Genomic DNA, 18,154 nt, shown 5'->3' on the forward strand with positions numbered 1-18,154 from the left:
CACCCCTGCCCGGCCGAACGGAAGCATCAAGCGAAGCCTCCCCGACCCCAACTCCACCAACCAGAACGACACTTAGTCGCGACAGTCTACTAGGGGGCGCGGCGCGCCCCTGAACCCGCTCCCACATGCCGAGACTCTTTCGGAGTAGCCGACCAAGCAAGAGACCTCTGACCTGGAGCGTTTCCATCGGAAGCTCTTCCTCCGGCGAGTGGGCTTCAAGCTCTTTTTTGGAGCCTGCGGCGCGCTAGGTTCGGCGGCGGTCACCTATCTGTTCCGCCTGTTGAGCACGCCACACTATGGGAGACCCGCCGGCAGCACGGATACACGTGGTAGGCATGCACCGCGAGGGGCAGACATGCCCAGCTCACGGCCTTGTGCCCTTTATTCGACGTTCGCAGTCAGCCAATCCGACCGCGCCCCCAAAGCTCAAGTGTTACTGCTTTGAGTACTCCACGAACTTAATCCAGGCGGCTCGCTGAACGGCGATGACTCCCCTGTTGCGCGTCTTCGTATCCCGCACCCTCACGTACTTCGGGTCGTTGTCGGCAACCTCAACGCAGCTCTCCGTCCCCGTGTAGGAGCTGGTACGCCAGTTCGGTGGCATGGGCTGCATGGTGCGATCTCTCCTAGTCGCTCGGCATCTGATCGAAGTGCTGGATTGCTGTGAAGACGAGGTCTCGGACAGCGGTCCCGTAGACCGCTGACTGCTTCAAAAGGGCGAACGCCTTGGTGTACAGCTCGGTTTCTCGGGGCTGTGTGACGGAGAACTCCGCCGAGTAGGTCTCGACGAGGACGACCCGGTCGTCGAACATCGAGAACGCGTTGCCCGGCCATATCGTGGTGGGTGCAGATCTGGGGACGATGCCGAGGCTGAGGCGGGGAAGCCTCATCACCGCAAGGAGGCGGTCAAGCTGTCCCTTCATTACTTCCGGGCCACCAAAGTTGGTGTACAGAGCCTGTTCACCGAGCAGAACGTTGAAGATGCGATCGCCTTGGTACAGGTACTGCTGGCGTTCAAGCCGCTTCGCCACGGCCGCTTCGGCGTCATTAGGAATCTCGTAGTAGCTGACGCCCTGTCTGAAGACCTCGGAAGCGTATTCGGCAGTCTGCAGGGTTCCCCAGACGACAGTGGGGTGCCAGACACGGAACACCTTGGTCTTGACGTACACCGGAATGGCCTTTTGCTGCCGCTTCTCGACACCGGTCTGGAGTTGCCGGCGCCATTCGAGCCACAGCTCGTCGACATGGCGAACGATCGCGACCAGGTCCCCCAACTGGTCGCCTTGGCCAGTCGTCTCGCACCAGATGCGGATGTCGTCCTCACTGGGACGCTGCTTCCCGTTCTCGATGCGTGAGACCTTCGACTCCTGCCACGAGGTGGCACGCGCGAATGCCCGGCCGCTGGCAAATCCGGCATCCTTGCGGAAACCGCGCAGCCGGGCACCAAGCGCTCGCAGCGCCTCTTCTACCTGCGTGGTCACGGATAGGCTCAGGAGTTGTACTCGTGATGCGGGATGGCCGCGGCCCACAACTGGTCTCGCAGGCATACGCACTCGGCCACGGTCTCTGGGTCTTCGATGATCTCGGAGCCGAGCGCTCTTCCCTCTGCGTCGAAGTGACCTACGGCGAGAAGCCGGTCGTCGAACAGCCACCAGTCGTTGCCCGCCACGGGGAAGACGAGGTCTTCGGGCAAGCGGTGCCGGGGAAGCCACCGGATCTGCTCGCCGGCCCCCTCGTTGAGGGGCGTGGTGGCGTACTCCCATTGGATGTAGGGGCTCTGTGGCTCAGTGACCACCCGGACGCGTCGGACTGTCTTCCCTTCGCTGGTGAGGTGCCGCATGAGCTTCGTCCACGGCTCCATGTAGGAGTAGTCCACGGTCTCGCCGCGGAGCCAGCTCGTGAACGGGCTGTCCTCGTCAGGGACGGAATAGTCGTCCCTCAGCTCCAGGTGAAATGCGTCGTGCGCGAAGCTCTCAAAGAGCTGGTTGCGCTGGGCGCTGGAGATCAGCTCCACGCGGTTCCTCCAGTAGGGCAGTGATCGCGGCTTTGGGGACCTCGACCACGGTCTCGTAGTCCGGAACCTCCATCTGAGCCAGGGCCTCGGGGTCGGTCACCTCGTGGCCCTGAACGACGAAAGTACCGCCCGGCGTCAGGATCATGATCGGATTCTCGAGGCGCCTGATCTCCCCGGCCGGGAGGCCGTCGTTCGTGAGGTGCTCGAACAGCTCTGTGGGCACCTCGATCGCCGTCTCCCCTTCGGAGATGTCAAGCTGCATCAACAGATCGTTCGCGAAGATCCTCCAGCCCTGGACGAGGTAGGTCTCCCGGTCGGTGGCGTACAGGGTCGGGCAGTCACCGACTGTGGAGTTCTTACCAAGGAACCGTAGCTTCATGGTCGTTCTCCTGTCTGCAGTCTTGCTCAGATTTGCGCGACACGACGATGGTCGGTTGGGCGTTCGAGGCCGTCAATCGGCTTTCCGCAAACTCGCGCAATTTCTTTGGGACTTGAGCGTGAGCCGCTCTACGCTCGGTTACGAGCCCGACCAGCGGCGCGCACGCCGGACGTCCAGCCTCCCTCGAAGACCACTTGGCGCAAATGACGTGGCAGGCGGAGCGCCGTGTCTTCGTGCAAGCGGATTCCAGTCGGCTCAACGACGCGATCACACCCGTGCTCAATGTGCACCAGCGACCCACCATCGCGAACCAGGAGTCCCTTATGAATCCGGCATCACAGCGCGCCGTTCCCTCCGCAGATCAAGGGGACGCACCTACGACCAAGAGGTCGGCTTCTACCAGGCACCAACAGCCGGGGGAGCCGGTTGGGGCGCCACATCCGGTGAGCGCCACGGTGACCCTCCTGCCGTTACAGACCGGGGATGAGCCGGCTCGGTCCAGGGAGTGGAGCCTGACGGCGAACGCGGGTGCTGGTCCGAATGCCCGGCTCAGGGCGCGGCCTCTGCTCACGGTATGGCGGTGGACGGGGAATGTGGATGCGGCTGCCCGCGTTGCTGACAAGCTCGTGGACAACGCCTTCAAGCACGGCCGCCCCTTCCCCGACGGCTGTGTCGAACTCCGGCTCGTCTTGTTCTCGAAGACCGATGAACTACTGATCGAGGTATCGGATGCGGATGGTGAGTTCCCGGACTTCGACCAGGCCGTAGCCACCAGCCCCGCACCGCAGCAGCCCCCCAACGGCCTGTGGTGGATCCGCCACTACCAGGGACGCCTGTCGTGGGACGTGAAGAGGGACGACGCAGATCACGTGGTCGGGAAAACGGTCCAAGCGATCATCCCCGCCACCTGGGAGGCGTCGGCGTGACGACCACACGGCTACCTCGCCGCGAGCCGCAGAGCGCCGCAACTCAAGGTCGGCCGCCCGTACCCGAGGTCGACTTCGCCCACCCCGAAGCATGGGGCCCGCCCGGCGAGGTTGCCGCGGACATGGAGACCCTGGCCGACCGCGTCCGAAGGCTGATGACCTTCCAGCGCGGTGGAGACCTGATCCTCCCCCTGGGTGGGCACCTGTTCGACCTCGTCGTCACTGCGAGCGGGCCCGAGGCCTGCGGGGTGGTGGCGATGCTGGACGAGATCCAGCGGTGCGAGCAGCAGGACCACCCAGACGCCTGCGGCCCGGTCATCGAGGACCCCGAACGGGGATGGCTGGTCTGGCTCGTACCACCCGGAACCAGCGAGTGCTGGGCGCCGCACCGGTACGGGGCGTGCCTGGGCCGGCCCCATCAGCTCGCCCTGCCACCGCTGGCGCAGACGGAGCCGCCCGGGGTGTTCTGGCGGCGGCGTATGCGCGGTGACCGGCTGGTCCCGCCGGGTCCGTTGCGTGAGCTCCTGGACCGGTTCCGGCCCGGGCCCGTCCCGCACGAAACGCTCCTCGGCACGGTACTCAGCAGCATCTCCTGATCCCCGCGTGCGACCGAACCCCACCACCTCCACCCCTCGGCCGCACGCGGCCCCCACCCCCTTGCCGCCCCAAAGGGCCCCTCCTCGGGCGGCGGAGAGTCGACCTACTAGGGAAACGCCGTGTCCACACCGCTGCAACCCCTGGCCTGTACCGCCCGGCTGGAAGCCCTGCGCCGGGAGTACACGGCCCAGATCATCGCCATCGCCGCCCGCAACCGCCGCACGGTGCGCGTCGTCCCCTACGTGGTCGCGCAGACCGGTTCCGAGCGGCGTGCCGACCTCGAACTGATAGAGCAGTACGCGACACAGATGCGCTGGAAGACCACGCGGACAACCTTCGCCGACCTGCGCCAGCCACTGCCTCTCGACCAGCGGCCCGGGTTCGCAGCAGCCTGCCGGTACGCCGCGCAAGGCTACGCCCACGGCATCCTCGCCATCACCCGGCCCGCCATCACCACCGACAACGACTCCTACGCGCACGTGGTGGAGCACCTGCGCGAGCGCCGCGTGTTCCTCGCCTACCTGCCCGCACTACGCGAGCCCACCCCATGACACCTGCTCCTCACCGCTGTTCAGGGCTCCGGTGAGGAGCAGGCTCCAACGCCCGGTGTCGGGCCGCTCCACCCCCCTAGCGGCCCGACGCCGGGTTCACGAGAAGGGAACACGACGTGCACGAACTCCTTGCGACACCGTTCGGTGAGCGGCGCCTGATCCTGCGGCCGGGCAGCGCCAAGGCCGTGCAGCTGCCCCGTGCCCGGTTCGAGGAACTGCGCGCCCTGGCGGCCGGGCCCGGCACGATGTCCCCGTGGCTCACCGACCCGGTGCGAGAGCAGTGGAACGTGGACCTGGCCGGCCGCCGGGTCGGTGATGCCCTGCTGCTGCGCGAGGCCGGGCCGTACGAGTTCAGCCGGGCCACGTGGGAGATCAACCTCGGCTGTGACTACGACTGCCCGATGTGCTATCTCGGCAAGAAGCGCTTCGAGGGCCTGGACATGGACGGCAAGCGCCAGCTCCTGGCCGTCATGCGGGACGCGGGCGTGATCTGGCTGCAGATCACCGGCGGGGAACCACTGATCGACCCCGACTTCCCCGAGGCGTACCAGCTCGCGCACGAGCTCGGCATGCAGGTGGAGATCCTGTCGAACGGGTCCCGACTCCACAAGGACCACGTGCTGAACCTGCTGCGCACCTACCCGCCGACCAAGCTGACGCTGAGCGTGTACGGCGCGACCGCCGCCACGTACGACGCCGTCACGCGCAACCGGGGTGCGTTCGACCGGTTCGCGGCCGGCCTGCAGGACGCCGTCGTCGCGGGACTGAACGTCGACCTCAGCTTGATCATCATTCGGGGGAACGCGCACGAGGCGGAGGCGATGCGCGAATGGGCGCGCCGGCTCGGTGTTCGGTTCCGCGAGTACGCGAACATCTCGCCGACGATCCACGGCACTGCTGAGCCCCTGCCGCAGCAGTCGCCCGAGTACCTCACCCACCGGAAGCCGTTCACCGGCTGCCCGGCCGGCGTGACGTTCTTCCACGCCGACCCGTTCGGACGGGCCTCGATCTGCAAGGTCGGCCGCGAACCGAACGTCGACCTGATCGCCGAAGGCGTGGAAGGTCTGGCCCGGCTCGGCCCCATCGCCGAGTCCCTCATGCTTCGCACCGGAGGATGCAGAGGCTGCCAGCTGTCCGGCACGTGCCGGGTGTGCAGGCCGATGGCGAAGGTCTTCCAGAAGGCGAAGGCACCACTCGAAAACTACTGCCAACACGGAATGAGGTAGCCCCATGACCGCTGTCATGATCGAGCTGACCCGCAAACCGGAGCTCGTCGTCCAGGACCCGGAGGACGTCACCCTGATCGGCGACGTCGACGCGCTCACCCCGGGCACCGTGCCCGGCTGCAACGACGACAACCCCTACCAGTAGAACGGACTGCCGGGGCCGCGCCCATGCGCGGCCCCGGCGCCCGACCGCAACAGGAGAGTGAATTGCCCACCGAGCGCCTGACCCAGCTTCCGGACACCGTACGACGGCTGATCGAGAAGGTCAGCGGCCCCGTGGTCGACATCAGCGGCATCAACGCGGGCCTGAACAGCGCCATCGCCGCCCGCGTCCGCACCACGGAACGCGCGCTGTTCGTCAAGGGTCTGCCCCTGGATCACCCGCGGGTGTGGACCCAGAAGCGGGAAGCGCAGATCGGCCCGCTCGTCCGCGGCATCGCCCCGGAGCTGCTGTGGCACGTCGAAGGGGACGGCTGGAGCCTGCTGGGCTTCGAGTACGTGGAAGGCGGCCACGCCGACTACACGCCCGGCTCCCTCGACCTGCCCACCGTCATGGCCACCATGATCCGTCTGGCCGACGTGTCGGCACCCGGCTTTGAATTGAAGACAATGCCGCACCGGCTGCGGACATTCGTGGACGACCCGCAAGAACTGTCCTGGTTCGCCGGAAACAGCCTGCTACACACCGAGTGGAACCCACACAACGTCCTCATCACCAACCGCGGCGCCCTGCTCGTGGACTGGGGATGGGCCTCCCTCGGAGCCGCCTGGATCGACCCGGCACTGTGGGCACTCTGGCTCATGGCCCACGGCCACACCGCCGAACAGGCAGAAAGCGCCGCCGCTGCTCACCCGGCGTGGAAGCTCGCCCCGACCCAAGGCCTCGACGTCCTCGCCCGCGTCCAGCAACGCGTCTGGGACTCGATCGCCGAGCAGAGCGAAGACGACTGGGCCACGCCCATGCAACTCACCGCGGAAGCCTGGAACGGGCACCGGCAAGCCCCCCGCTGACCAGCGCCCACACGCTCACGAACCCCCGCCCCAGGGGGGACATCATCGAGTACCCGGCCGCAGGCCTGTACGGCTGCCTCGGACGGACGGTTCGCACCTTCCCTCCAGCCGCTTGTACACGACGCCTTCGAGACCGACCGCCGTCCAGGTGGTCAGCCACTCGCGCACGGTGGCCGCATCGGTGGTCGACAATGCCTCACCCCACCGCCCAAGCGCAGCGGCCGCGCCGTGAAGCGCACATTTGGCGTTCATATGGCGGGCGAAATGCGTATGGAGCGAGGTAGTCCGCTTCCCCAACGGCACCCACGGCGCTGAGATGTTTCAAACCGTTCGTCAGATCATTCATGCGCCGCCCCATGGGAGGAAGGCAGGTGACCAGCAGCACCGGCCGCACCGATGGTGGGGTCGGTGCTGCGCAGCGAAATGGCAGACGCAGAGGGCCCAGGACGCACTCGTCCCGAGTGCTGGTAGCCCGGACGACCGTGACACCTACGGCTTGGCCGACGAGGTGATCGGCGATCCGGCCGAGGCTGCGGAGTCCGGCACCTCTGCGTAGTCGGGCAGCTCGACGCCGTTGATCGCGCGCCCGACCAGCTCGGCGAACCATTCTCCGCCGAAATCGCGCGGTTCGGCGTCTGGCCCGGGAACGTCGCGGCTGCGGGCGTTCAACCGGCCGATCTCCTGGTTGGCCTCGACGAACGAGCGCATCCGCGCCTCGTAGCGGGCGAACCCGGCGTCGGGGTCCCATCCGGCAGCTGCGAGCTCTCCGGCCAGCAGGTAGGCACCGACCAGGGCCAGCCCGGTGCCCTGCCCGGACATCGGCGACGAGCTGAACGCCGCGTCCCCGAGCAACCCCACCCGTCCACTGGACCAGCGGTCCATCACCACCTGAGCGACCTGGTCGAGGTAGAAGTCCGGAGTGTCATCCAGGTGCGCGAGGATGTCCGGGGTCAACCAGCCCAGGCCCCGCCATCCGCTTTCGCAGCAGAACCTTCTGGGCCGCAACGTCACGGTGGTCGACGTCGAAGTCAGCCGAGGGGATGTAGAACATGGCCATCGCCCGGGTAGCGTCCTGGATGGGCCGCAGGAGGGCGGAGCGCCCGGACTCCTGATCCTGGTACTCCAGCAGCCAGCGGTCCAGCCCGAACTCGTTGGGCACACTGTAGAAGGCCAGCACGTGCCCGAGGTGGCGGAGGAACCGCTCATGCGGCCCGAAGACCATCGCTCGCAGCTCCGAGTGCAGCCCGTCTGCCCCGACCACCAAGTCGAAGCGCCGCCTTCTTCCGCCAGTCCCTTTGGGATGTCGAGTCTGCTTCTCCGTTCCAAAGCCCGGGACTGAGCTCGAGAGATCATGCCTGAGGAGTGGGCAAGGCATGCAACACGTGTGTTGCATGCCCGCGACTGTCAAAGCACCCGGGAATCCCGGCCGGCGACACTGATCATCTGAGGAGCGAACTCGATCACTGCTTCCTTGTCACGCTCTTCGACGATCAGGGCCGTGCCCTCGATCTGCATAGAGAGCCCCCTATAGGGGGCGCTCCCATAGCTGCCGAAACGACGCGGGAGCCGTTCGAAAACAAATCGAATTGACCACGTCCCGGAGACCGTGGTGAGGGTCGTGCCGTCACCGCTGCAGCGACGGCCTTTCTGGCCGCTGACGAACCGCACGGTGACTTCAGCTTCGGCCATCTTCTCCAAGTGGCGACTAGGCAGATCGGTCACGTCAGTGGCCACGTCTATCAGCACCCGCTGGAAGGCGTCACGCTGAGTCACTTCTTCCGCATCGACAAGCTGCTGCGGATAGCCGAAGGCGTCCATCGCATCGACGACTGTCGACTTCAGGATCAGATGGCCTTTCCGGGTGGCATCGTTGGCCAGCTGCGGCGCCAGGTCACGACTCTTGCCAGGTGCCGTGAAGTCTCCGTCCGAAGAAACGAAGATGACAGGCAGTCGCCGCCCCGCACTGTCCCTTTCGCAAGTGGCAGCCGCTCGGGCAGCCGTGAGCCAGATCGAGGCGTCCCTGGCGCCCGTCCCGTTCAGACCCGGCTCCGTATGGTCCGCTTCCATCATCAGCGCGGCCAGCGCGTCCTCTGATGAGGTAGGCAGCACGAGGAAGTCGGCGCGGATGTCCGCCTCAAATCGCTTGACTTCCCGACGGATGAAGTTCTTCCGGTTCAGCCCATCTTCTGGGATGCGCGGGGTGCCCTGGACGCGCTGGGGCGGCGCCAGCAGCTCGTTGAGTGTGCGCCGGGCTCGGAGATACCCGTTGGTTGCCGAGGTCAACTCTTCGTGGTTTTGCCGGACGATCTCGCGGAAGACGACGTCCGTGATGGCGAGCGTGTGTCCGGCCCGTCGCGCAACAGCGGAGAAGAGCTTCAAGGCCGGGCTGTGCGGCAACACGAATCTCATCTGATTGCTATCAACAATGATCACGCGGCGCAGATTAACGAATCTGCGTCCCGCCGATACCTATTTTCTGGGTAATCCGTTCGGCGGTGGTGAGGCTCCTCGGAGGCACGGACAAAGTTGACTGCAGATCGAATCGCAGGTCAGGGCAAGGACTGGCGGCGACGCGGCGGTGTCTTGACCCTAGCCGGCGTCGGTATCCCGCCTGGAGAGGGCTGCGTGTTCCAGCGCGAGCTGGTTCAAAGCCGTCGCGCGTAGATCGGCTCTCCATCTGGCGGCAATATTGACGGAGCTCTGCGTTCTCCCGCTTCAGTTCCTCGTGGGCATCAGGGTCTGGGTTGCCGTGATCCGTCGGGCCTCTGCGGCTGCCACCTCGACCTGGAAGCGGTCCTTGAGGTCCGTGTGCTAGCTAGGGGGTGAAATTGGATCGGCTCAGTCGTTCCCGTACTCAGGCTCTTGACCGACGTACTCGTCCACGTCGCCCTCAACATCAAATTCGGTGTCCAGCCCCGCCTGCCTGATGAGGTCGTAGCTGTTCAGGACCAGTTGGCAGCCAGCGCAGCTGAAGTAGTCAGCACCGATGGTCAGAGTCACCGAGACGTCGTCGAGGTAGTGGCTGTCATACTCCTCGTCCAGCCCATAGCCGCCACTTTGCGGGTAGTTGATCTCGACGTTGACTACCTCCTCACCTTCGAGGAGTCCAGCGGACTCGCAGGCAGGACAGGTCACGTTCTCACTGTGAGCCATCGTGGCTGAGAGATACTGACCCGTCTTCCACTCAGCAGCGACCTTCGCGGGGAGAGTCCCGTCAAGCCACTGCTGTCGACGCTGCTTGGCCCTCTCGATCAAGGCCTCCGTGCGCTGTTCGAGATTCTTGGCGTTCTGTTCGAGATGTTTGGTGACCGTGGGTTCGCGGTCGCTGCCCACCAGTTCCTCGATGTCACGATCGAGCGCGGTGACCAGGATGGCGGCTTGTGACCAGTATCTGGGCCACCAGGCGTGGGGCGGGATCGCCATGAAGCCAGCCCCGCTGCTGTGGAGGTACTCATTCCGACCGTTAATGATCTTCATGGCCTCTGTCTGGTCGAAAGGCTTGAAGGCTTTGTGGCATCGGGCCATCAAAGTCTTCGCGCGTACGGAGGTGAACCTGGCGTCGCCCTTGACGAGCCCGCTCGCGATGAGGAGGTTGGTGCCTTCCTCGTTGGGTTCTGCGATCAGGAGCGGTGAGACGCGGGCAAGGGCAGCTTTGGCCAACAGTTCGAGCGCCAGGGCGGCCCAGAGGGCTTGCTCGTCGAACGACCTAGAGTCATCGTCCATGGCGCGATTGAGGAAAAGCTTCGCTTTGATCCAGAGCGCTTCGTGGTCGAAGGGCCTTGTCATGATGCCTCGCGCTTCAGGTGGTAGCTGATCCGCTGGACCTCTCGCTGAGGTTCTTGAACTGCCGAGGCGCGGGCATGGAGGACCCGACGGTTGTCGATCAGGAGCACTTGCCCGGGCTCGCTCCATACGTGCTCGTCAGCGTATTTTTCCACGTCGGTGAAGAACTGTGCCGTCTGTCGGGCCCGTGCATCGCAGGGCAACATACATCCCGGGTCGTAGCGAAAGCGCCGACCTGCGTATGCCGTGCCGAAGAAGCTGTCTTTACCGCTACTGATCAGGAAGACGCCGTGATGCACGTGCTCCGGCAGCCGCTGCATGACGTGGCCGTAGCGTTGCCTGTTCCAAAGGCGAGTCGGTGTCGCGCTTGTCGTCGCGCATGTGAGGATCACGATGTCGGGGGGTTTCGGAAGATGTGCGCCGTCAGTGTGCAAAGGCTGAGCTCCCTTGCCGTAGCGGGCACTAAGGGAATTGGGCTCTGCCTCGGCTGGATCGACTGGTCGCAAGGTGCTCACGGCTGGGCCTCCGCGGCGTGTGGGCACCTCCGCCCATCCCAGGAGCGCGGCACCAAGTTGCACCTCGGCTAGGGTCGCCTGGCCTGCTGCCCACCCTTTGGCCTTGCTCTCTTCGAGCAGGTTCTCCAACATCCGTGCCATGCGGCAGTATCCACCGATGTGGTCCTCGTTCCGCCACCAGATTCGAAGATCTTGCGCACGAGGTAGTTGCTGGCGTACGCCTGAACGTGCCAACCCCGTACAGGTGAACGTGCTCAGTTGATGCGCGCTGACCACGGGTTCTCTTCAGTCCGCAATGGACGGTCGACGGCGTCAGACGGCCGGGTGATGGCGCTCCTTGAAAACGGCCACCCCTTGCTTGGGGTGACCCCAGACCTGCTCAGTGGATCTCCCCACCCAGGCCCCGCCGGACTTGCAACCGGTACCTATGTACAGGTTTACCGTCGTCACGTCCCCGCCCTCGGGGACGTGACGACGGGAGTGAATGCGATGAGTGATCTGGCGTGGGTGCCGCAGTCCTGCACGTTGCCCACCGAGGAGCGGCCCCTGCGGGTCGCGGAGTGGGACGCGCTGTTCTCCGAGCGGCTGACCTCGTCGTCGAGGCCTGAACCGCTCCGGCTGCGTCTCGACCTGGCCGGCGGGCCGGGTGCCGAGGAGCGGGTGCGGGACCTGGTGGCGCGGGAGAGCAGCTGCTGCTCGTTCTTCACCTTCACCACCACCCCCGGCGAGGATCTGATCGGCCTTGACATCGCGGTGGAGGCGGCGCACGGGGCGGTCTTGGACGCCATCGCCGCACGGACCGCAAGGGTGCAGGGGTGAGCGCGGGCCTGCGCAGCGGGCAGGTCGCCGAGGCGGCCGGGGTGAACGTCCAGACGCTGCGTTACTACGAGCGGCGCGGCCTGCTGGCCGAGCCTGAACGCAGCAACGGTGGCCACCGCCTCTACGGCGAGGACGCGGTGACCGCGCTGCGGGTGATCAAGGCCGCACAACGGCTCGGGTTCACGTTGGAGGAGGTTGCCGAGCTGCTGGAGGCCGGCCGCCACCGGCACGGCCGGCCCGTCGCCGGGCTCCAGGAGCGGGCCGCTGCCAAGCTCGCCGAGGTCGACGCGAAGATCGCCGACCTGACCACCATCCGCACTGCCCTGGCCGCGGCCGTCGAAGCCGGGTGCGACGACCTGACCGTCTGCGCCGGAAGTGCGTGCTGCCCCATCCCCTTCACCGACCTTGCCGAGGAGAACCGCCATGCCGGCCCGTGCTGTTGACGCTCGTCCCCATCGCACCCCGAAGGTGCTCGGGGGTCTGGCCGCCTTGGCGTGTGTGGCGTGCTGCGCGCTGCCCGTCCTGATCACGGCGGGCGTCGTCGGGGCCAGCGCCGGAGCGGTGGTGGGTTGGCTGCCTGCCGTCACCATCGTCCTGGCGGTATTCGCCGCCGGAACCTGGTGGCTCGGCCAGCGCCGCCGCGCCTGCTCCTGCGCGCCGAAGGCCCCTGGTGAGGACGGGTGTGGCTGCCAGGGGTCCGGGGCCCACTGAAGATCACGGGCGCGGACCGTCGGTAGGGTCCGACGGTATGACTGTCGCTCGTTCCGTTGCCCTGTTCGTCGTCGCCGCTCTCTTCGAGATCGGCGGCGCCTGGCTGGTCTGGCAGGGTATCCGCGAGCACAAGGGCTGGATCTGGATCGGCGCCGGCGTCATCGCGCTGGGCCTGTACGGGGTGGTGGCCACCTTCCAGTCCGACGACGACTTCGGCCGCATCCTGGCCGCGTACGGCGGGATCTTCGTGGCCGGGTCAATCGCCTGGGGCGTGGTCGCCGACGGTTACCACCCCGACCGGTGCGACGTCATCGGCGCCCTGGTCTGCCTCGCCGGCATGGCCGTGATCATGTATGGCCCCCGCAGCCACTGATCCACACCTCGCCCGGACCTCCGACAGCACGTGCCCCGCTCGTGGCACCACCCCACTCCGTTGAACTCCGGACCGAGTGGGGCGACGAGCAGCCCTGCCCGTTTTCAAGAATCCCCATCACGGGCACTTCTTACGCCCGACAGGCAGCCGGGCGACGGCGAGGCCGCCCCCGCCCCCGACCCCGTTGACCAGGACCGTGGCACCGGCCGGGAGGCCGAGCTATTCGAGCACGTCCACCGCGGTCGCCCCGGCCATTGGCAGCATTGCCGCCACGGGAGTCCTGGTCGGCCCGATGGGTGTCGGGAAGTCCACGGTCGGGCAGCTGCTCGCCGAGCCGCTGGGCGTCGCCTACCGGGACACCGACGACGACATCGTGGCCGCCGGGGGCCACACGATCGCCGAGATCTTCGTGGACGAGGGCGAGGCGGTGTTCCGGGCGATCCAGAAGGCCGCCGTGCACAGGGCACTCGCCGAGCACGACGGCGAGGAATCATGAAACGGATTGCCGGACGCTGCTGAATTCCCTCTCCTCGCGCGGGCTGTCGTGGCAGCAGGCGACGCGTCAGGACCTGGCGGACTAAAGAAGCTGGCGATGTGCCGCTTCGGAGAACCCGGTGCGGATCAGCGGGACGAAGTGGGGCCGCAAGGCGGCGGCGTCCACGAAGCTGTTCACGTGTGCGTGGTGGTCGGCAGAAAGCCCGTGACGGCTTCGCGGCGCTGAGGGCACCCTGGTGTGTCGCCGTTCCACATCGTGGCCGTCCGGTCAGCACGGTATCGGCATGCCGGGCCATCCGGCGCTTCACCCCCTGCGGGTTCGGTGCGGCTCAGGTCCGGTTGGCGGTGCTGGGACGCGCGGGGAAAAAGCCGGGGCGGGCTCCGCTGCCGCTGAAGGTGACGATCCGTGCCTGCTCGAGGACGTCTGGGGGCGGCGTCGCGTTCTCGACGACGATGGCCTGGCCGGGGAAGGCTAGGAACGAGCGGTAGAAATGATCGATCACGTTCGGGGGGATGCGGTCGGCGTCAAAGTCCGGCTCTTTGTACGTCACTAGGGGCGAGTCCAGGACGAGGAAGCCGAGATGCGGGAGTCTGCGGTCCAGGCAGTAGCGGGCCAGGGCAATGGAGAACGCGGCGTGCAGGAGAGCGCGCATGCCACGGCCGTGGCCGGCGCGCGCCGTTCCGCCGGCACTGACGTCCCCGCTGTAGGGGTCGTAGCTGGCGCCTTCCACGTCGGGGATCCGCCAGGAATCCAGGGTGCGTTGGAAGAGTTCGTCGAACGACGACAGGATTCTGCCCGCGATCAGGGATTCCCGCCGCTTGGACGGCAGGGCGCCCTGGGCCACCAGCTGGGAGCGGTGCTCTTCCAGTTCATCAAGCCGGGCCCGCAGTTCCAGGTCGCGCTCGACACGCAGTCGCTCGTCGACAGTGTCCTGCAGCCCGTCGCGAAGAGGGGCCAGTCGCGCTTCAATCTGCGCCAGGGCCCTGTCGGCCTCGGCCGCCTGCGCGCTCAGGGCGGTACGGCGTTCGGCAAGCTCGTCGCGCTGGCCCTCCAGCCCCTCAATGGTCAGCCGGAGGTCGGCGAGAAGGGAGTGCGTCTTGGCGGACTCGACGAGCACGGCCTCGTGCAGCTGGGTGGTCTCCTGATGGCCGTGCTGGACCTGCTGGTGTTCGGGGTCCGCCCCGCAGAAGACGCAGCGGCCAACCTGGAAGTAGCCCAGCAGATTGCCCGCCTCGCTGACCATCTCCAGACGAGCGAGATCCGTCTCGTACTGCTGACGCAGGGTGTCAAATCGCCCCAGCAGATCGAGTACCTCACCCAGACGTGCCTCCAGCTCGGCGTCCGTCTCGGCCAGGCGTGCACGGGCGGCGACGGCGCTGGCCTGCTGCTCGGACTCGCCGGTCAGCGAGCGGGCCATGTCGTTGAGGCTGTCCTCTAACCGGGCAAGCTGATCTCGCAGCTCGTCGGGGGTCTGGTCGCGGGAGAGTTTGGCGTGCAGGTCCAGTGCCAGCGAATCGATCAGGTTAATCTTGCCCCGCTGGACGCGCCGTTGAGCAGCATTGGGGAGTTTGGTCGCCGGGGGCTCGTCCTCTCCGGTCAGCATCAGCTTCATGACCGAGCGGGCGGTGGTCCTGGCCGCGGTGCCGCGGGTGCGCTGCGAGGGCGGATTCGGATCGATCATGCGGGTGTCGGTGACCACGCTGAGGTGGGTCAGGTCGGCAAGTTTGAGCAGCTCGGTGTTGCCGCCCTCGTTGGTGCGAACGTAGGTGTCGTCCAGTCCCAGTTTGCTGAGCAGGTAGTGCGAGATGTCACGGCGGCTGCGGATCCTGCGGGCCGAGACGATCGCGTCGGGGGTGGCGTGGGACAGCTCCCTCAGGTCGTCCTGGTGTACGTAAATGCTCTTGCCGCCGGGCTTGCGGACCAGTGTGAGAGGCCTGCCGTCGGGAAGCAGCAGGCCGAGCAGGATCTGTCCGTATCCTTCGGCGCGCGGGATCGAGGGACGTACATGACCGCCGAGCATGTAGTCGATGGAGTCGACCAGGAAGGTCTTGCCCGTGTTGGAGGAGCCGTAGATCACCGTGAACTTGGGGTCGAACTCTACGCTGGCCGTCGGCAGGCCCGCACCGGCGTACGTCAGATGGGTCAGGGTGAAGTTAGCCACGGTCGACCCCCAGGTGCTGCATTTCGGTGGTTAATTTGTTGTGCCAGCGGGTCGTGATGTCGCGTGTGGCCGCCACCGCGTCCGTGGTCGAGGCGAACTGCTCCACGGCCCACCGCGCGCGCTGACGCAGTTCGCCGACGTACGGGGCCTCCAGGATGCCGACGAACCCCGAGCCGCGCGGGGTAACCTGGTAGACGATCCCGCCCTCGGTCGCCTCGACCGTGGCCAGGCCGGCGCGCAGCAGCACCTCCAGCCCTTCCTGCATCATCTGCCGCTTCATGCCGAGCTCGCCCGGCTGGGCGGGCAGGCGGGGATGGAGGCTGGGCGGACCGTCGAACTGGCTGCTGTGCAGCATGGCGTGGTCCAGGACCACCAGCCAGGAGAGGTCCAGTGGGTGAGGATGGCTGCTGGCTAGCAGGACCAACGTACGCATCCCCACTTCGACCGGGCTGTTGAGCGGGTTCATCGGCAACCTCCTTTGCACCAGTGCAGCTTGTCGACGTTCGCCAGCTGGTGGCACATGCCCTGACGCTGGCTGTTGCGGAACAGGTGCAGCAAGGGCGACCCGGTGAGGGTCATCTGCCCGGAGGCTTTGAGGACCTGCTGGAGGCGATCCCACCCCGAGGGGTAGTCGATGGCAGCCACCTCGATCAGGTTGGTCAGCACGTCGTCCTGTAGCTCCTCGTAGGTGTCCCCCGCGATGCTCTCTCGGGCATACATGCGTAGGGCCTCCGCGTCGAAGAACGCCACTCGCTGCCGCCCAAGATGCTCTCCCGAATTGGGGTGCTCGAAGGCGTGCTGCACGGTGGCGATGTCCTCGCCGAACCTCTCCTGGTAAACGTCCAGGAGCTGCTGGAGGTAGCGCGCTTCGTTGACCTGGGGCTCGGGAGGGGGAAGGAGTTTGCGGGGCTTGCCGGTGGGCGGCAGGTTGAAGCGGGAGGCGAACAGCGGCGACTTGCTGTAGACCTCCAGGACCTCGTCCAGGTTCACGGTCCAGAACATCGAGAAGTCCGTGCTCTGCGCCAACGCCCGCACGGCCGCCCGGGTCTGTGGGGACAACGCGGCGACCGGCTTGGTCCGCCCGTCCAGGTACATGAGAAACCGGTCCTTCAGCGCGTCCGGGGTCAGCACCATGTCCTTGAGCCGGGGATGGATTTTAGGTGCCACGAAGATGTACCGGGCGGGGAACGTCCGGCTCGTCTCCAGCGTCGCCACGAAAGGCTTGATCATCTCTGGCAGTGCGTGGTCGAGCGTGAGGTCGTCGGTGTAGTGCTTGCACTGGTAGCAGTGCCAGACACCGTTCAGCCGCTGCTCGCTCATGAAGGCCACCACGTCGGCGCCGCGGTCGTTGGTCCCGCCCAGGACCTCCACGCCGAGGTAGCCAAACTCGTCCCTGCGCATGCGGACCCACTCGCAGGTGAACTGCTCCCACTGCTCCGGCGTCCAGTAGAAGACCTGCTGCAGGGGTGTCCGGGTGTCGAACTGGTTGTGCGGCACGACCGACGGCGGCGGCACATACTGTGACACGGACACACCGTCCGCGCTTCTCTGGCCACCGTCCTGCGGCAATGCGTCCACTCCTACCCCCCGGTGCGCCGTTTCCCCCAAGTACACGCCGCTGCCCACTTCTACCATCGGAGATCGTCGATGGACAGGGCGCCTCCACCGGGGCTCGGTAACGGCGGCGCCGCGGCGGATGTACTGGCAGGACCCGGCCGTCCGGGTCGTACCAATAACGCGAGCCGGTTGGTCGGGTCATCGGGGCGGCCCCGTCGGCGCCGGAGCGCACTCAGCTGCAGAACCGACGAAATCCGCAGACGGTGGGACTCTTCCGGATCTACCCTTCCGGCATGACAGAGAGTCAGTCACTGGCTGCCCCCAGCGCTTCCAGAGAAGTCGCACTGCGCGAGCCTCGTCGAGCCGCCCTTGACGGCCTCCGGGATTTCCAGGACCTGATCCTGGCCCGTCTCGGCGACCTAGGGCTACCCACTGAGGATGTCCTGGTTGCGCTCAACCAGCGCCACGCCCTCCTGCAGAGCACCGAGCACGCTCTTGCGGGCCTGGACGAGGAGCAGCTGGCCCGCTCGGCCTACATAGCGAAGATGATCATGGCTGGCTCGGTCGGGTTGTTCGACGCGGCGCTCAACTATCTCTGGGACGAGACCGTCATCGAGCTGCGCAAGCGGGTGATCGGCTACGACCTCTCGTACTTCTATGCCGTTGCGGAGAAGAGCGAGAACCGCCGCAAAGAGCTCAAGACGGCCGAGGATCTGGTCAAGCTCGACGACGCGAAACTGCTCAGCGGAGCCCGGGAGATCGGGCTCATAAGCGATGTCGGTTACCACCAGGTCGACCACATCCGGTTCATGCGCAACTACGCAAGCGCAGCCCACCCCAACCAGGTGGCGCTGACCGGCCTTCAGCTCGCCGACTGGCTGGAGACGTGCATCCGAGAGGTGATCACGCTTCCGCACAACAACGTCGTCGCCGAGATCACAGTGAACCGCCCCGGGTTCGGTAGAGATCTCAGACTGTGGTTGTGACCTGGGGTTTCGTGAGTTCGGTGTAGTAGTTGGCTTCGTATTCGACGGG

At 66.3% G+C, this 18,154-nt stretch carries 22 protein-coding genes and 1 pseudogene; 11 read left to right on the forward strand and 12 right to left on the reverse strand.

Annotated features, from left to right (window positions below; all coding sequences use genetic code 11):
- Positions 1-433: 433 nt before the first annotated feature.
- Genes ACFZDC_RS41070 through ACFZDC_RS41085 form a run of 4 tightly spaced genes read right to left on the reverse strand, consistent with a single transcriptional unit; the run spans position 434 to position 2,393 of the window.
- Positions 434-613: a DUF397 domain-containing protein gene (locus ACFZDC_RS41070; RefSeq protein ID WP_391332097.1), complete on the reverse strand. Its 180-nt coding sequence runs from the start codon at positions 611-613 to the stop codon at positions 434-436.
- Positions 614-626: 13 nt separating this feature from the next.
- The gene (locus tag ACFZDC_RS41075; RefSeq protein ID WP_391332099.1) at positions 627-1,481 is read right to left on the reverse strand and encodes a Scr1 family TA system antitoxin-like transcriptional regulator; all 855 of its coding nucleotides are present in this window, start codon (positions 1,479-1,481) and stop codon (positions 627-629) included.
- A gap of 8 nt (positions 1,482-1,489) precedes the next feature.
- Complete coding sequence (locus ACFZDC_RS41080; protein ID WP_391332100.1) at positions 1,490-2,014, reverse strand: DUF6879 family protein; 525 nt, start codon at positions 2,012-2,014, stop codon at positions 1,490-1,492.
- Complete coding sequence (locus ACFZDC_RS41085) at positions 1,974-2,393, reverse strand: hypothetical protein (protein WP_391332102.1); 420 nt, start codon at positions 2,391-2,393, stop codon at positions 1,974-1,976. The genes ACFZDC_RS41080 and ACFZDC_RS41085 overlap by 41 nt, the downstream gene beginning before the upstream one ends.
- A 443-nt stretch (positions 2,394-2,836) precedes the next feature.
- On the opposite strand from ACFZDC_RS41085, the gene ACFZDC_RS41090 reads away from it, so the two are divergent.
- The 6 genes from ACFZDC_RS41090 (at position 2,837) to ACFZDC_RS41115 (ending at position 6,704) form a co-directional block, all read left to right on the forward strand.
- Complete coding sequence (locus ACFZDC_RS41090) at positions 2,837-3,319, forward strand: hypothetical protein (protein WP_391332103.1); 483 nt, start codon at positions 2,837-2,839, stop codon at positions 3,317-3,319.
- Positions 3,316-3,915: a hypothetical protein gene (locus tag ACFZDC_RS41095; protein WP_391332105.1), complete on the forward strand. Its 600-nt coding sequence runs from the start codon at positions 3,316-3,318 to the stop codon at positions 3,913-3,915. The genes ACFZDC_RS41090 and ACFZDC_RS41095 overlap by 4 nt, the downstream gene beginning before the upstream one ends.
- A 120-nt stretch (positions 3,916-4,035) precedes the next feature.
- Positions 4,036-4,467, forward strand: coding sequence for a hypothetical protein (locus tag ACFZDC_RS41100; RefSeq protein WP_391332107.1), 432 nt, complete (start codon positions 4,036-4,038; stop codon positions 4,465-4,467).
- Between the two features lie 116 nt (positions 4,468-4,583).
- On the forward strand, positions 4,584-5,693 hold the full coding sequence (locus ACFZDC_RS41105) for a radical SAM protein (RefSeq protein ID WP_391332108.1): 1,110 nt from the start codon (positions 4,584-4,586) through the stop codon (positions 5,691-5,693).
- Between the two features lie 4 nt (positions 5,694-5,697).
- The gene (locus tag ACFZDC_RS41110; protein WP_391332110.1) at positions 5,698-5,838 is read left to right on the forward strand and encodes a hypothetical protein; all 141 of its coding nucleotides are present in this window, start codon (positions 5,698-5,700) and stop codon (positions 5,836-5,838) included.
- A gap of 62 nt (positions 5,839-5,900) precedes the next feature.
- Positions 5,901-6,704 carry an aminoglycoside phosphotransferase gene (locus ACFZDC_RS41115; RefSeq protein ID WP_391332111.1) on the forward strand — a complete coding sequence of 268 codons (804 nt, stop codon included), beginning with the start codon at positions 5,901-5,903 and terminating at the stop codon, positions 6,702-6,704.
- Positions 6,705-7,193: 489 nt separating this feature from the next.
- Here ACFZDC_RS41115 and ACFZDC_RS41120 read toward each other — a convergent pair whose 3' ends face one another.
- The 5 genes from ACFZDC_RS41120 to ACFZDC_RS41140 form a co-directional block, all read right to left on the reverse strand.
- Complete coding sequence (locus tag ACFZDC_RS41120) at positions 7,194-7,658, reverse strand: FAD-dependent monooxygenase (protein WP_391332113.1); 465 nt, start codon at positions 7,656-7,658, stop codon at positions 7,194-7,196.
- Positions 7,627-7,968 carry a hypothetical protein gene (locus ACFZDC_RS41125; protein ID WP_391332114.1) on the reverse strand — a complete coding sequence of 114 codons (342 nt, stop codon included), beginning with the start codon at positions 7,966-7,968 and terminating at the stop codon, positions 7,627-7,629. Before ACFZDC_RS41125 ends, ACFZDC_RS41120 begins: the two co-directional genes overlap by 32 nt.
- A 140-nt stretch (positions 7,969-8,108) precedes the next feature.
- The gene (locus tag ACFZDC_RS41130) at positions 8,109-9,137 is read right to left on the reverse strand and encodes a hypothetical protein (protein ID WP_391332115.1); all 1,029 of its coding nucleotides are present in this window, start codon (positions 9,135-9,137) and stop codon (positions 8,109-8,111) included.
- Positions 9,138-9,542: 405 nt separating this feature from the next.
- Positions 9,543-10,490, reverse strand: coding sequence for a hypothetical protein (locus ACFZDC_RS41135; RefSeq protein ID WP_391332116.1), 948 nt, complete (start codon positions 10,488-10,490; stop codon positions 9,543-9,545).
- A complete protein-coding gene (locus tag ACFZDC_RS41140; protein WP_391332117.1) occupies positions 10,487-10,807 on the reverse strand; it encodes a TauD/TfdA family dioxygenase in 321 nt (106 codons plus the stop codon). The genes ACFZDC_RS41135 and ACFZDC_RS41140 overlap by 4 nt, the downstream gene beginning before the upstream one ends.
- Before the next feature lie 684 nt (positions 10,808-11,491).
- On the opposite strand from ACFZDC_RS41140, the gene ACFZDC_RS41145 reads away from it, so the two are divergent.
- The 4 genes and pseudogenes from ACFZDC_RS41145 to ACFZDC_RS41160 all read left to right on the forward strand — a co-directional run.
- Positions 11,492-11,821 (forward strand): hypothetical protein, encoded by a 330-nt coding sequence (locus ACFZDC_RS41145; protein WP_391332119.1) that lies wholly within the window; start codon positions 11,492-11,494, stop codon positions 11,819-11,821.
- Positions 11,818-12,264, forward strand: coding sequence for a MerR family transcriptional regulator (locus ACFZDC_RS41150; protein ID WP_391332121.1), 447 nt, complete (start codon positions 11,818-11,820; stop codon positions 12,262-12,264). The genes ACFZDC_RS41145 and ACFZDC_RS41150 overlap by 4 nt, the downstream gene beginning before the upstream one ends.
- A 305-nt stretch (positions 12,265-12,569) precedes the next feature.
- Positions 12,570-12,905, forward strand: a complete 336-nt coding sequence (locus tag ACFZDC_RS41155) for a YnfA family protein (RefSeq protein ID WP_391332123.1) — start codon at positions 12,570-12,572, stop codon at positions 12,903-12,905.
- A gap of 292 nt (positions 12,906-13,197) precedes the next feature.
- Positions 13,198-13,389, forward strand: a pseudogene (locus ACFZDC_RS41160) (shikimate kinase); the annotation flags it as partial.
- Positions 13,390-13,729: 340 nt separating this feature from the next.
- On the opposite strand, the gene ACFZDC_RS41165 reads toward ACFZDC_RS41160, so the two are convergent.
- Genes ACFZDC_RS41165 through ACFZDC_RS41175 form a run of 3 tightly spaced genes read right to left on the reverse strand, consistent with a single transcriptional unit; the run spans position 13,730 to position 17,089 of the window.
- Positions 13,730-15,562 carry a hypothetical protein gene (locus ACFZDC_RS41165; RefSeq protein ID WP_391332125.1) on the reverse strand — a complete coding sequence of 611 codons (1,833 nt, stop codon included), beginning with the start codon at positions 15,560-15,562 and terminating at the stop codon, positions 13,730-13,732.
- Complete coding sequence (locus ACFZDC_RS41170) at positions 15,555-16,028, reverse strand: ABC-three component system middle component 2 (protein ID WP_391332127.1); 474 nt, start codon at positions 16,026-16,028, stop codon at positions 15,555-15,557. The genes ACFZDC_RS41165 and ACFZDC_RS41170 overlap by 8 nt, the downstream gene beginning before the upstream one ends.
- A complete protein-coding gene (locus ACFZDC_RS41175; RefSeq protein WP_391332129.1) occupies positions 16,025-17,089 on the reverse strand; it encodes an ABC-three component system protein in 1,065 nt (354 codons plus the stop codon). Before ACFZDC_RS41175 ends, ACFZDC_RS41170 begins: the two co-directional genes overlap by 4 nt.
- Before the next feature lie 323 nt (positions 17,090-17,412).
- On the opposite strand from ACFZDC_RS41175, the gene ACFZDC_RS41180 reads away from it, so the two are divergent.
- Positions 17,413-18,105 carry a hypothetical protein gene (locus ACFZDC_RS41180; RefSeq protein ID WP_391332132.1) on the forward strand — a complete coding sequence of 231 codons (693 nt, stop codon included), beginning with the start codon at positions 17,413-17,415 and terminating at the stop codon, positions 18,103-18,105.
- Positions 18,106-18,154: the final 49 nt, after the last annotated feature.

This window comes from Streptomyces sp. NPDC007905 (assembly GCF_042959345.1).
Lineage (GTDB): Bacteria > Actinomycetota > Actinomycetes > Streptomycetales > Streptomycetaceae > Streptomyces.

Bases quoted from the DNA above. Each gene is read 5' to 3' on its own strand.
- ACFZDC_RS41070 (WP_391332097.1), bottom strand. From the start codon at position 613: ATGCAGCCCATGCCACCGAACTGGCGTACCAGCTCCTACACGGGGACG.
- ACFZDC_RS41180 (WP_391332132.1), top strand. From the start codon at position 17,413: ATGACAGAGAGTCAGTCACTGGCTGCCCCCAGCGCTTCCAGAGAAGTC.
- ACFZDC_RS41155 (WP_391332123.1), top strand. From the start codon at position 12,570: ATGACTGTCGCTCGTTCCGTTGCCCTGTTCGTCGTCGCCGCTCTCTTC.
- ACFZDC_RS41145 (WP_391332119.1), top strand. From the start codon at position 11,492: ATGAGTGATCTGGCGTGGGTGCCGCAGTCCTGCACGTTGCCCACCGAG.
- ACFZDC_RS41135 (WP_391332116.1), bottom strand. From the start codon at position 10,490: ATGACAAGGCCCTTCGACCACGAAGCGCTCTGGATCAAAGCGAAGCTT.
- ACFZDC_RS41110 (WP_391332110.1), top strand. From the start codon at position 5,698: ATGACCGCTGTCATGATCGAGCTGACCCGCAAACCGGAGCTCGTCGTC.
- ACFZDC_RS41140 (WP_391332117.1), bottom strand. From the start codon at position 10,807: ATGCAGCGGCTGCCGGAGCACGTGCATCACGGCGTCTTCCTGATCAGT.
- ACFZDC_RS41085 (WP_391332102.1), bottom strand. From the start codon at position 2,393: ATGAAGCTACGGTTCCTTGGTAAGAACTCCACAGTCGGTGACTGCCCG.
- ACFZDC_RS41170 (WP_391332127.1), bottom strand. From the start codon at position 16,028: ATGAACCCGCTCAACAGCCCGGTCGAAGTGGGGATGCGTACGTTGGTC.